General features: G+C 74.3%; 9 protein-coding genes and 1 pseudogene. 3 read left to right on the forward strand and 7 right to left on the reverse strand.

What is annotated here, in order from left to right; translation table 11 throughout:
* The 4 genes from CCN29_RS22505 to CCN29_RS22520 all read right to left on the reverse strand — a co-directional run.
* The coding region (locus CCN29_RS22505; RefSeq protein ID WP_107481725.1) for an acetyl-CoA carboxylase biotin carboxylase subunit at positions 1 to 1,604 on the reverse strand (1,604 nt) is incomplete at its 3' end.
* Positions 1,605 to 1,611: 7 nt separating this feature from the next.
* A complete protein-coding gene (locus tag CCN29_RS22510; protein WP_006134247.1) occupies positions 1,612 to 3,210 on the reverse strand; it encodes an acyl-CoA carboxylase subunit beta in 1,599 nt (532 codons plus the stop codon).
* Complete coding sequence (locus CCN29_RS22515; protein WP_086684059.1) at positions 3,207 to 4,895, reverse strand: acyclic terpene utilization AtuA family protein; 1,689 nt, start codon at positions 4,893 to 4,895, stop codon at positions 3,207 to 3,209. Before CCN29_RS22515 ends, CCN29_RS22510 begins: the two co-directional genes overlap by 4 nt.
* Entirely contained in the window at positions 4,892 to 5,692 is an 801-nt protein-coding gene (locus CCN29_RS22520) for a TIGR03084 family metal-binding protein (protein WP_031021578.1), read from the reverse strand. Before CCN29_RS22520 ends, CCN29_RS22515 begins: the two co-directional genes overlap by 4 nt.
* 217 nt (positions 5,693 to 5,909) lie before the next feature.
* Between CCN29_RS22520 and CCN29_RS22525 the strand changes: the two genes are divergently transcribed.
* A complete protein-coding gene (locus tag CCN29_RS22525; protein ID WP_267459669.1) occupies positions 5,910 to 6,035 on the forward strand; it encodes a hypothetical protein in 126 nt (41 codons plus the stop codon).
* A gap of 220 nt (positions 6,036 to 6,255) precedes the next feature.
* On the opposite strand, the gene CCN29_RS22530 is transcribed toward CCN29_RS22525, so the two are convergent.
* Entirely contained in the window at positions 6,256 to 7,215 is a 960-nt protein-coding gene (locus CCN29_RS22530) for an EamA family transporter (protein ID WP_006134243.1), read from the reverse strand.
* Positions 7,216 to 7,460: 245 nt separating this feature from the next.
* On the opposite strand from CCN29_RS22530, the gene CCN29_RS22535 reads away from it, so the two are divergent.
* Complete coding sequence (locus tag CCN29_RS22535) at positions 7,461 to 7,913, forward strand: NUDIX hydrolase (RefSeq protein ID WP_006134242.1); 453 nt, start codon at positions 7,461 to 7,463, stop codon at positions 7,911 to 7,913.
* Between the two features lie 25 nt (positions 7,914 to 7,938).
* On the opposite strand, the pseudogene CCN29_RS22540 reads toward CCN29_RS22535, so the two are convergent.
* Positions 7,939 to 10,001 (reverse strand): annotated as a pseudogene (locus CCN29_RS22540) (restriction endonuclease).
* 173 nt (positions 10,002 to 10,174) lie between these two features.
* Here CCN29_RS22540 and CCN29_RS22545 point away from each other — a divergent pair.
* Complete coding sequence (locus tag CCN29_RS22545; protein WP_031021588.1) at positions 10,175 to 10,600, forward strand: VOC family protein; 426 nt, start codon at positions 10,175 to 10,177, stop codon at positions 10,598 to 10,600.
* 8 nt (positions 10,601 to 10,608) lie between these two features.
* Here the strand turns inward: CCN29_RS22545 and CCN29_RS22550 are convergent.
* The coding region (locus CCN29_RS22550) for an FAD-binding and (Fe-S)-binding domain-containing protein (RefSeq protein WP_086684065.1) at positions 10,609 to 12,891 on the reverse strand (2,283 nt) is incomplete at its 5' end.

Genomic DNA, 12,891 nt, shown 5'->3' on the forward strand with positions numbered 1-12,891 from the left:
AGGAGGTCGCGGTTGGTGACGAGGGCGGTGAGGGACGTGGCTCCGACGTACACGCGGTCGCCGTGGCGGCTGACCTCGTAGCGGCGCCGTACGCCGTCGGTCTCCAGGATCACCAGGGACGCGTCCGCGTGCACGACCGTCACGCCGTCGGCCGCGAGGCCGGTGCGGGTATGGCGGTAACGGACCTCGTGCTCCTCGCCGTTCATCGCGTACCGCTTGATCTGCGGCTGTGAGGGCACGTTGCGCCAGCCGCCGAAGCGGGAGCGGCCGTGCGCGTCCGCGAGGGCGGCGGCGAGCGGGGCGTGCGGGTCGGCGGCGGGCACGGTGAGGGCGGGCAGGTGGCGGTCGTAGAAGCCGGTGTCCATGCGGCCCTCGGTGAACTCCTCGTGGCGCAGGGAGCGGACGAGGAGGTCGCGGTTGGTGACGGGGCCGTGGATCACCGCGCGGTCCAGGGCGGCGGCGAGCTTGCGGATCGCCTCCGCGCGGGTGGGGGCGTGGGCGACGACCTTGGCGAGCATCGGGTCGTAGTGGACGCCGATGTCGTCGCCGTCCGTGTGACCGGTGTCGAGGCGGACGGAGCCGGGGACGGTGAGGCGGTGCAGACGGCCGGTCTGCGGGGCCCAGTCCTGGGCGGGGTCCTCGGCGTAGAGGCGGGCCTCGATCGCGTGGCCGCGCGGGGCCGGCGGCTCGGGGTCCAGCGCGTGGCCCTCGGCGACCCGGATCTGCCCGGCGACCAGGTCGATGCCGAACACCTCCTCGGTGACGGGGTGTTCGACCTGGAGGCGGGTGTTCATCTCCAGGAAGTGCGCCCGGCCGCCCGCGACCAGGAACTCCACGGTGCCGGCGCCGACGTAGCCGACCGCGCGGACGGCGCGTACGGCGAGGGTGTGGAGTTCCCCGGTGAGCGCGTCGGTGAGGCCGGGCGCCGGGGCCTCCTCGATCACCTTCTGGTGTCTGCGCTGGAGGGAGCAGTCGCGGGTGCCGAGCGCCCACACCGTGCCGTGGGTGTCGGCGAGGACCTGCACCTCGACGTGGCGGCCGTTCTCCAGGTACGGCTCGACGAACACCTCCCCGTCGCCGAAGGCGCTCGCCGCCTCCGCGCGGGCGGCGACGAGTTCGGCGTCCAGGTCCGCGAGGCGCCGTACGACGCGCATGCCGCGTCCGCCGCCGCCCGCCGCGGCCTTCACCAGCACCGGCAGGTCGGCCTCGGTGACGTCGGTGAGCGGCTCGACGCCCATCAGCTGTTTGGCGCGCGTCTTGGACGCCATCGCCTCGATCGCCTCCGGGGGCGGCCCGATCCACACCAGGCCCGCGTCCTGGACGGCGCGCGCGAAGTCGGCGTTCTCGGAGAGGAAGCCGTAGCCGGGGTGCACGGCGTCCGCGCCGGCCGCGAGGGCCGCCTTCACGATCAGGTCGCCGCGCAGGTAGGTGTCGGCGGGCGCCGAGCCGGGGAGCCGTACGGCGGTGTCGGCGACGCGTGTGTGGAGGGCGCCCGCGTCGGCGTCGGAGTGCACGGCGACGGTGGTGATGCCGAGGTCGCGGCAGGTGCGGGCGATGCGGCAGGCGATCTCGCCGCGGTTCGCGATCAGCAGGGAAGTGATCATGGGTCCCTCACATCCGGAAGACGCCGAAGCCGCCGCGCACGCCCTCGTAGGGCGCGGTGTGGACGGCGGACAGGCACAGGCCGAGGACGGTGCGGGTGTCGCGCGGGTCGATGACGCCGTCGTCGTACAGCCGCCCGGACAGGAACATCGGCAGGGACTCGGACTCGATCTGCTGCTCCACCATGGCGCGCAGCGCCGCGTCCGCCTCGTCGTCGTACGGCCGTCCCTTCGCGGCGGCGGACTGGCGGGCGACGATGGACAGCACGCCGGCGAGCTGCTGCGGGCCCATCACGGCGGACTTGGCGCTGGGCCAGGCGAACAGGAAGCGCGGGTCGTACGCCCGCCCGCACATGCCGTAGTGGCCGGCGCCGTAGGAGGCGCCCATGAGGACGGACAGGTGCGGGACGCGGGAGTTGGAGACCGCGTTGATCATCATCGCGCCGTGCTTGACGATGCCGCCCTGCTCGTACTCCTTGCCGACCATGTAGCCGGTGGTGTTGTGGAGGAACAGCAGCGGGATGTCACGCTGGTTGGCCAGCTGGATGAACTGGGCGGCCTTCTGGGACTCCTCGCTGAAGAGGACGCCCCGCGCGTTGGCGAGGATGCCGACCGGGTAGCCGTGCAGGGACGCCCAGCCGGTGACCAGGCTGGCGCCGTAGAGCGGCTTGAACTCGTCGAAGTCGGAGGCGTCGACGATCCGCGCGATCACCTCGCGCGGGTCGAAGGGGATCTTCAGGTCGCCGGGGACGATGCCGAGCAGCTCTTCGGGGTCGTACTTGGGCGGCTCGGCGGGTCCCGGATCGGGGTACGCCTTGCGGTGGTTGAGGCGGGCGACGACCCGGCGGGCCTGGCGGAGCGCGTCCGGCTCGTCCACGGCGAAGTGGTCGGCGAGGCCGGAGACGCGGGCGTGCATGTCCGCGCCGCCCAGGGATTCGTCGTCGCTCTCCTCGCCGGTGGCCATCTTCACCAGCGGCGGACCGCCGAGGAACACCTTGGCGCGTTCCTTGACCATGATCGTGTGGTCGGACATGCCGGGGATGTACGCGCCGCCCGCCGTGGAGTTGCCGAAGACGACGGCGATCGTGGGGATGCCGGCCGCCGACAGCCGGGTCAGGTCGCGGAAGATCGCGCCGCCCGGGATGAAGATCTCCTTCTGCGCCGGCAGATCGGCGCCGCCGGACTCGACGAGGCTGATCAGCGGCAGCCGGTTGGCGAGCGCGATGTCGTTGGCGCGCAGGGCCTTCTTCAGCGACCAGGGGTTGCTGGCGCCGCCGCGCACGGTCGGGTCGTTGGCGGTGATCACGCACTCCACGCCCTCGACGACCCCGATGCCGGTGACGAGCGAGGCGCCCACGGTGTACTCGCTGCCCCAGGCGGCCAGCGGGGACAGCTCCAGGAAGGGCGTGTCCGGGTCGAGGAGCAGCTCGATGCGCTCGCGGGCGAGCAGCTTGCCGCGTTTCCGGTGCCGTGCGACGTACTTCTCGCCGCCGCCCGCGAGGGCCTTGGCGTGTTCGGCGTCGAGTTCGGCGAGCTTGGCGAGCATGGCCTCGCGGTGCTCCCGGTGGTCCGGGTCGGACGGGTTCAGGGCGGACGCGAGGACCGTCACAGGAGCACCTCCGGGATGTCGGCGTGACGGGAGCGCAGCCACTCCCCCAGCGCCTTGGCCTGCGGGTCGAAACGGGCCTGCGCGGCGACGCCCGCGCCGAGGATGCCCTCGACGACGAAGTTGAGGGCGCGCAGGTTGGGCAGCGTGTGCCGGGTGACGGGCAGGGTGCGGGCCTCGGGGATCAGCTTGCGGAACCGCTCGACGGTCAGCTCGTGCGCGAGCCACCGCCAGGCGTCGTCCGTCCGCGCCCACACGCCGACGTTGGCGTCGCCGCCCTTGTCGCCGCTGCGCGCGCCGGCGACGAGGCCGAGGGGGGCGCGGCGGACGGGCCCGGGCGGAAGGGGTTCCGGCAGGGGCGGCTCCGGTACGGGGTGGAGTACGGCGGTGTCCTGGGCGGCCGGCACCGGGACCCGGCGCCCGTCGGGCAGGACGGCCACGTGCTCCACGGCGTCCTGCGCGACGCGGGCGGTCTCGAAGACGCCGTAGGGGGTGCCCTTGCCCGGAGGGGCCAGGACGTGGAAGCCGGGGTAGCTGGACAGGGCCAGTTCGACGGCGGCCCCGCTCAGGGCGCGGCCGACCTTCTCCGGGTCGGGGTCCCGCACGACGAGCCGCAGCAGGGCGCTCGCCGTCTCCTGGGTGGACGCGTCGGGCCGGTCCGTCCGGGCCAGGTCCCAGCCGACCTCGGCGGGACGGGCCCCCGACTCGGCGAAGTAGGCCCGCATCTGGTTCCGCACCAGCGCCGCCTTGGACGGGATCTCCAGGCCGGTGAGGACGAAGACGACCTCGTTGCGGAAGCCGCCGAGGCGGTTGACGCCGACCTTGAGGTCCGGCGGCGGCGCCTCGCCCCGGACGCCGTCGATCCGCACCCGGTCGGGGCCGGCCTGGGTGAGCCGTACGGTGTCCAGGCGGGCGGTGGCGTCCGGTCCCGCGTACCGCGCCCCGGCCGTCTCGTACAGGAGCTGGGCGCTCACCGTGCCGACGTCGACGAGGCCGCCGGTGCCGGGGTGCTTGGTGATGACGCTGCTGCCGTCCTCGTGCAGCTCGGCGAGAGGGAAGCCGGGCCGCGTCGCGCCGCCCTCCCCGAAGAACGCGTAGTTCCCGCCGGTCGCCTGCGCCCCGCACTCCAGCACGTGCCCGGCGACGACCGCCCCCGCCAGCCGGTCGTGGTCCGTCGGTTTCCAGCCGAAGTGCGCGGCGGCGGGCCCGGTGACCAGGGCGGCGTCGGTGACCCGCCCGGTGACGACCACGTCGGCGCCCGCGCGCAGGCACGCGGCGATGCCGAAGCCGCCGAGGTAGGCGTGGGCGGCGAGGCTGCCGGGGTGGCGCGCGGTGAGGTCGTCGCCCTCGACGTGCGCGACCCGGACGGGGACGCCCAGACGGCCGGCCAGCTCCCGTATCGCGTCGGCGAGTCCCGCGGGGTTGAGCCCGCCCGCGTTGGTGACGATCCGGACGCCCTTGTCGTGGGCGCGGCCGAGGGTGTCCTCCAACTGCCGCAGGAAGGTGCGGGCGTATCCGGCGGACGGGTCCTTCAGCCGGTCGCGGGCCAGGATCAGCATGGTCAGCTCGGCGAGGTAGTCGCCGGTGAGGACGTCGACCTCGCCGCCGTCGAGCATCTCGCGCAGGGCGGAGAAGCGGTCGCCGTAGAAGCCGGAGAAGTTGCCGACGCGCAGGGGTGCCGCCGTCACCGCGCGCCCTCCCCCTTCGGCTCCCGCCCGCCGCCGGGCGGCCCGGCGAACGCCTGGGCGATGTCCAGCCAGCGGTCGGCGTCGGGGCCGTCGGCGGTGAGGGCCAGGTCGGCGCGGTGGGCGCGCTGGGTGACCAGGAGACAGAAGTCCAGGGCGGGGCCGGTGACGCGCTGCGGGGCGTCCTCGGGCCCGTACGCCCAGACCTCCCCGCCGTCCGGCGCGATGAGCTCGACGCGGAACGGATCGGCGGGCGGGGTGAGCCCGTGCACGCCGTGGGCGAAGTCGCGGGTCCGGACGCCGAGCCAGGCGATGTGCCGGAGCCGGGCGGTGGGTGTACGGGACACGCCGAGCGTGTCGGCGACGTCCTGGGCGTGCGCCCACGTCTCCATCAGACGCGCGGTGGCCACGGACGCGGCGGACATCGGCGGCCCGAACCACGGGAACCGCGCCCCGTCCGGCGCCTCGCGCAACGCCTTCTCCAGCGCCGCGCGCCCCTCCCGCCAGCGGGCGAGCAGGGCGGCGGGCTCGGCGCGGGCATACTCCTCGGCGCCGTCGTCGACGTGGGAGTACGGGGAGGCGAGGGCCTGCTCGACGAGCGCGCGGAAGCCGTCAGGGTCGGTGACGGCGGTCCAGGCGCGGTGGTCGGTCCAGGCGAGGTGCCCGATCTGGTGGGCGACGGTCCATCCGGCGGCGGGCGTGGGCAACGCCCACCGTTCCGGCTCCAGCCCGGCGACCAGCCGGTCGAGCTCCTCACTCTCCTCACGCAGATCGTCGATCACGGGCGACGGATCGGACACGAGTCGCTCCCCTCGGGGCACGGCGGTGTGCGGGGTGGATGGAGGGGAGCATGGCAGGGGGGCGAGAAACAAGCAAGCGTGCTTGCATGAAAATTCGCCCGGGGAGAATTCCCTCCCTTTTCGGCCGCCGTCGACGCCCATCTCGCGACAGAACCGCTTGAATCGGACTCGAACTCTGACCGACGGGCCGGTCATCTGCCTGATGAACCTTGGCTCCATGGACAACCTGACGGCCGACATCACTCCCGAGAAACGCGAGCGGATCGACGCCATCAAGGCGGAGACGGTCGACGCGGAACGCGGGCCATGGCGGCGCATCTGCACGCCATCGGCGGCGAGCTGACCACCACGGCCACGGTCGGCGACCTGTCGGTGCGCCATTGACGAGCGGCGGTCAGGAAAGAGGGTCCGGCGTCGCTTGCCAGATGGTGAGCAGTTCCGAGCGCGGCGTGATCATGTGGACGAAGAGCCGCCGGCCACGAAGGCGTGCTCGGCGCCTTCGTCCGCGCCCTGAGAGACGAGAGCGACTCCGGTCCCGCCCCGCCTCGACGCGCCCGGTGTCGTCAGGAACCGCCCGCGGTCTTGCCGCGCCTCCCCCGCCCCACCTGTGTCCGCACCGCGCCCATGCTCGCCGCGATGACCAGGGCGATGGCGGCGGCCTCCGTCGCGGCGAGGGTCTGGTCGAGGATGAGGAAGCCGGCGGTGGCCGCGAGGGCCGGTTCGAGGCTCATGAGGATCGCGAACGTCGACGCGGGGAGGCGTCGCAGCGCGAGGAGTTCGAGGGTGTACGGCAGGACGGAGGACAGCACCGCGACCGCCGCGCCCAGCGCGAAGGTCGTCGGGTCGAGCAGCTTCGTGCCGGACTCCAGCACGCCCAGCGGCAGGAACAGCACCGCCGCCACCGCCATGGCGAGCGCGAGCCCGTCGGCCTGCGGGAAGCGCCGCCCGGTCCGCGCGCTGAAGACGATGTACGCCGCCCACATCGCCCCGGCGCCCAGCGCGAAGGCGACGCCCAGCGGGTCGAGGCCGCTGAAGCTCCCGCCGCCGAGGAGGAACACGCCGGTGAGGGCGAGCGCGGCCCACACGAGGTTGAGCGCGCGGCGGGAGGCCAGCACGGACAGGGTGAGGGGGCCCAGGACCTCGAGGGTGACCGCGGGGCCGAGCGGGATGCGGGCGACGGACTGGTAGAACAGGCCGTTCATCGCCGCCATCGCGACGCCGAAGACGATCACCGTGCCCCAGTCGGCGCGGGAGTGTCCGCGCAGCCGCGGCCGGCACAGCACCATCAGCACCAGCGCCGCCACCAGCAGCCGCAGCGTCACCACCCCGAGCGCGCCGGCCCGGGGCATCAGCGTCACCGCGAGCGCCCCGCCGAACTGCACGGAGATACCGCCCGCCAGCACCAGCCCGACCGGCCCCAGGGAGCCGCGGCGGCCGCCCGGCGCGCCGGCCTGGGCGGGGGCGGGACCGTGGGCCTGCCCGGGTGCGGTGGACGACGGGGTGGCGGCGCTGGGGGTGGTCACGGTGCCTTCCAGGGACGTAGGAGACGCGAGAGCTGAGGGGTGGTGCACACGACTGCTCCGAGTGTGCACCTTGATGGACTCACGGGTCCAGCGTATTGAACTACGTCAGTACCGTGAAGCGTTTATATGCCTGACGATGCGACCCGCGTCGCGTCCGGGTCAACTCCGTCCACGGTGCGGACGCCGCACCCGGTACGGTTCCCCCTGGTGACACCCCGTCCGTTCCCCCAGTCAGCCGAGGTTCCGTGCGACGACTCCTGGTCCGTGTCTGGCGGCTCCTGCGCCCGCTGCAGAGCCGCATCATGTGGCTGCTGCACGCCAAGTTCGTGGTCGGTGTGACCGGCGTGGTGCGCGACGACGCGGGGCGGGTGCTGCTGCTGCGGCACCGGATGTGGCCGCCCGGCCGCCAGTGGGGACTGCCGAGCGGTTTCGCGCGCAAGGGCGAGGACTTCCGGGCGACGGTGGTGCGCGAGGTCAAGGAGGAGACCGGCCTCGACGTGGAGGCCGGCCGCCTGGTCATGCTGAACAGCGGCCTGCGCACCCGCATGGAGGTGGCCTTCGAGGCCCGCCTCCTCGGCGGTGAACTGCGCCTGGACCCCTTCGAGATCCTGGAGGCCCGCTGGTGCGATCCGGACGCCCTTCCCGAGGGCGTCCAGCCGGTGTGCCACCCCCTGGTCCGGGGCGAGACGACGCCCTGACGGCGCAGGGGCCCACCTGCGTCGCCTACCGCACCTCGATCCCGAAGTCCTGCACCAGTTCCTCGAGCCCGCCCCGGTAGCCCTTGCCGCCCAGGACGAAGTCCCAGTCGCCGTTCGCGCGGCGGCGGAACGAGCCGAGGACCAGGGCCGTCTCGCCCGCCCGGCCGTCGGACACCTCGAGCTGACCCAGCTCGGTCAGCGCGGGGTCGAGGAGGCGGATGCGCGCGTCCGTGAAGCCGGCGAGGTCGGCGTGCGGGTTGATCTCCGGGTCGACGGCGGCGACCAGCACGAAGCGGTCGGCCTCGGCGGGCAGACCGTCGAAGGCGACGCGGATCGCGGCCTTGTCGGGTGCGGTGGCGGGCAGGGCGCGCACGGCGCCGTCCGGGGTGCCCGGGTTGTTGAAGAACACGAAGTGGTCGTCGCTGAGCACACGGCTGCCGCGGCACACCAGCGCGCACACGTCCAGGGCGACGCCCCCGGTCCAGCTCATGCCCAGGACGTTGTAGTCGCCGGGCAGCCGGTCCTCGTCCGGTTCCGCCGGGCGGGCCGCGGCCCCGGTCGTCCCGTCCCCCAGCCGCCCCCGCAGTCCGTGCCGGTGGAGGAGGTCGACGAGCTCGGGCCCTGAGATGAGCTCCAGCGGTTTGCCGTTGGCGAAGGTGTGCGAGCCCGGCCCGAAGCCGGACGTCGTCACGAGGACGCCCTTGTTGGCGCCGGCGTCCTGCACGGTGCCGTAGAGGTCGCGGACGGCGGTGGGCGGCACGGTGTTCCGGTAGCGCTTCACCTGGACGACGATCGTGCCGCCCCGGATCGGCGTCGGGTCCAGCGCGTCGACGTCCACGCCGCCGTCGTTGGAGCGCTGCGTGGTCACCGCCTGCATGCCCATGGCGCGGAAGAGGTCGGCGACCAGGTTCTCGAAGGCCACCGGGTCCATGGCGAACAGGTCGGGATCCTCGTCGCCGCCGTGGGCGACGACCCGGTTGCCGACGTCCTGCGGCCGCCTGCCGGGCCGTACGGCGGCGAGCTGGTCGGGGCGGGCCGAGACCTGTCCGCGCAGCGCGTCGGTGAAGCAGCTCTCCGGGTCCACCTGGGCCAGGTGCAGCTCCTGGAACGCGGCGCGCTCGGCCATGACGGGGTGGCGAGGAAGATCTGCCCGGGGCGGCCCGTCGTCGGGTCGTGCCCGTCGACGAAGCCGTTCAGCGCCACCGATTCCAGGGCGCCCTGCTCGTCCGCGGCGAACAGCTCGTGCAGCACGAGCAGCATGCACTGGACCAGGACCTCCCGGTAGAGCGCGCGCCGCTGGCCCACGGGGCGGGGCGTCTCCTTGTCCTGGTCGACGCTCGCCATGTACCGGACCGCCTTGACCTCCGGCACCACGTCGCAGGCGGGCAGCTCCCAGTCCAGGACGAGCTGCCCCGCCGCCGGGTCGTAGGCGGCGGCAACCTGGCGCGGGAACCCTTCCGGCCAGGCCGTCGAGGAGTACAGGGCGGCGGAGAAGTACTCGATCACGGCATCGGGCTCCCGCTGGCGCACGCCCTCGACGGTCGCGGTGACCCCGGCGTTGTGCCGGCGCACCTCGGCCAGCTGGGCGTCGGCCCACTCCTGGTACTGCCGCTGGTACGCGGCGAGCTGCCGCTGCCGCTGCGCCTCGGCGGCCTGGGCGGCGTGCCAGTCCCGTTCGAACCGCGCCCGCGCCTCCGCCTGCGCCTGCGCCCGGCGGTTCGCGGTCCAGCCTCCGCCCTGCGGCTGGTAGTACCGCTCGTCCGGCATGGGCACCGGCTGGGCCAGCGGGCCCGGCGCGAACGGCTGGACGGTCTCCGGCCGCAGCAGCGTGGCGGCCCGGAACGGCTGCGCCCGGCACCCCGACGCGAGGAGCGCCCGCAGCGACTCCACCCGCGCGTCCAGTTCCTCCGTGCGCCGGAGGGCCTCCGCCTTCCGGTACTCGCGGTGGTCGCGCTCGACGCGCCGCTGATGGGCCCGCGCCCGTTGCTCCTCCTGCCGGCGCCGCCTGGCGTCGGCCTCCTGCTGACGCTGCTGCTGCCGCTGCATCTCGGCCCAGACGCCGACGAAACCGGTGGAACGACGACTCATGCGCTACGGGCCCTCCCCCAAGACACTCCGGTTGTCCCCACAACCAGGTGTGACGCACGACTTTAACCAGCTTTCGATGGATCGGGCATCGGCTTGACACAAGGTCACCGCGGGCTCCGCACGGGTCCGAAACTCAGGTGGCGGTCGCCCGGCCGCTTGTTAGGGTGCGCCCCGTGGCAGTGATCCGGCAGGTGCAAATCACGTTCGACTGTGCGGAGCCCGAGCGGCTGGCGCGGTTCTGGTGCGAGGTGCTGGGGTACGCCGTGGTGCCGCCCACGGGATTCGCCTCGTGGGAGGAGTTCAACCGCGGGCGGTTTCCCGAGGGGGACGGCGCGTGGTGTGCGTGCAGTGATCCGACCGGGGCGGGGCCGCGGCTGTTCTTCCAGCGGGTGCCCGAGGGCAAGACCGTCAAGAACCGGGTTCACCTCGACGTGCGCGTCGGCACCGGGATGACCGGTGAGGAGCGGCTCGCCGCGCTGGAGGCCGAGTGCACGCGGCTGGTCGCCCTCGGCGCGGTCCGGCAGCGGCTGCTGTACGACGGCACCGACTCGTGCATCGTCATGCAGGACATCGAGGGCAACGAGTTCTGCCTCGACTGAGGCCCCGTTCACGGCCGCCGGTCCAGCTCCTCCGCCAGGATCTCCGCCAGATGCCGCCCCCGCACACCCCCCAGCTGCTCCAGCTGCGTGCGGCAGGAGAAGCCGTCCGCCTGGATCACGGCCCCCTGAGGCGCTGCCCGGACCGCGGGGAGCAGCTGCTCCTCCGCGCAGGCGCGCGAGACGTCGTAGTGGCCGCGCTCGAAGCCGAAGTTGCCCGCCAGACCGCAGCAGCCTCCGCTCAGCTCCCCCGTGAGGCCGGCCGCCTCGCGGAGCCTGCGGTCGGGGCCGTCGCCCAGGACCGCGTGCTGGTGGCAGTGGGTCTGGCCGGTGACCGGGCGGTTCACGGCGGGCGGGGTCCAGTCGGGGGCGTACGTCTCCAGGGTCTCGGCGAACGTCAGGACGCGGGAGGCGAGGCGCGCCGCGCGGGGGTCGTCGTGGAGGAGTTCCGGGGCGTCCGTGCGCAGGGCGGCCGCGCAGCTCGGTTCCAGCACCACCAGCGGCGCGTCCGTGGCGAGGACCGGTTCCAGCAGGTCGAGGGTGCGTCCCAGCACCGCGCGGGCGCGGTCGAGTTGCCCCGTGGAGAGGTAGGTCAGACCGCAGCAGACCCGCCCGCGCCGCGCCGTCAGCAGGGAGAGGGGGGAGCGTGAGCGGGCGTCGCCCACCCGCCGCCCGCCGGAGGGCAGCCGCAGGGTCGGGGGCAGCGCCACCCGCAGGCCCGCCGCCTCCAGCACCCGTACGGCCGCCCGGCCCACCGACGGCGACAGGTGCTCGGTGAAGGTGTCCGGCCAGAGGACGACCAGCCGGCCCTCGCCCGTGGCGGACTGCCGCCTCCGCCGCCACCAGCGGCTGAGCGTCTCCTCCGCCAGCCGCGGGATCTCCCGCTCGGCCGCGATCCCGCCCAGCCGTTTCGCCAGGCGCGCGAGCGGCCGTACCGAGGCGAGCGCGTTCGCCGCCCCCGCCGTCCGGGTCCGCGCGGCCCAGCGCAGCCACACCGGCAGCCACCCCATCGCGTAGTGGGCGGCGGGGCGGCGGCGGCCCGCGTAGTGGTGGTGCAGGAACTCCGCCTTGTACGTGGCCATGTCGACGCCCACCGGGCAGTCGGACCGGCACCCCTTGCAGGACAGGCAGAGGTCGAGCGCGTCGCGTACCTCGGTGGAGCGCCAGCCGTCGGTCACCACCTCGCCCGCGAGCATCTCGTGCAGCAGCCGGGCGCGTCCGCGCGTGGAGTGCTCCTCCTCCCCCGTCGCCCGGAACGACGGGCACATCACGGCGGACCCGGACACGGACGTCGTACGGCACTTGGCGACGCCCACGCAGCGCCGCACCGCCGCCGAGAAGTCGCCGGCGTCGGCGGGATAGCCGAACTCCACGTCCACCGGCTCGCGCGGGAGGGCGGAGAAGCGGAGGTCCGCGTCGAGGGGTGCGGGGCGGACCAGCATGCCGGGGTTGAGCAGGCCGTCCGGGTCCCACACGCCCTTCACCCGCTCGAACAGGGCGACCGTCTCCGCGCCGTACATGCGCGGCAGCAGCTCCGCGCGCGCCTGGCCGTCGCCGTGCTCGCCGGAGAGGGAGCCGCCGTGGGCGACGACCAGGTCGGCCAGCTCCTCCGAGAAACGCCGGAAGCGGGCCACGCCCGGCCCGGTCAGCAGGTCGAAGTCGATGCGCACGTGGATGCAGCCGTCCCCGAAGTGCCCGTACGGGGTGCCGCGCAGACCGTGCTCGGCGAGCAGCGCCCGGAAGTCCCGCAGGTACGCGCCGAGCCGGGCGGGCGGCACCGCGCAGTCCTCCCACCCGGGCCACGCCTCACTCCCTCCCCCAGACTTCGTCCGGGAGGTGCCCCCAGGCATCCGGGTCGCGGTGCCGCTCGCGTCCTCCCGGATGCGCCACAGCGCTCGCTGCCGCGCCGGGTCGGTGACCACCAGCGCGTCCACGACGTCCGCCGCCCGCACGATCGCCTCGGCGGCAGCACGGGCCTCCGCCCCGGTGTCCCCGCCGGCCTCGACGAACAGCCACGCCCCGCCGCGCGGCAGGCCGGCGCCGGACGGCACCAGGTCGGCCGCCATGCCCTCCACCGTCAGCGGCCGGTACGGCAGCAGCCCCGCCGCCGCCTGCGCGGCCCCGCTCTCGTCGGCGTACGCCAGCACGGCCAGCGCCCGCGCGCGGGGCGCCCGTACGAGGGTCAGCTCCGCCTCGGTGAGCACGGCGAGGGTGCCTTCCGAGCCGCAGAGGGAGCGGGCGACGTCGGCGCGGTGCTCGGGCAGCAGGGCGTCCACCGCGTACCCGGAGATGCG

The organism is Streptomyces pseudogriseolus (genome assembly GCA_002154585.1).
GTDB lineage: Bacteria > Actinomycetota > Actinomycetes > Streptomycetales > Streptomycetaceae > Streptomyces > Streptomyces pseudogriseolus.

What these genes read in the sequence shown, in the direction of transcription:
- CCN29_RS22525 (WP_267459669.1), top strand. Translation starts at nt 5,910, where the DNA reads ATGGACAACCTGACGGCCGACATCACTCCCGAGAAACGCGAGCGGATC.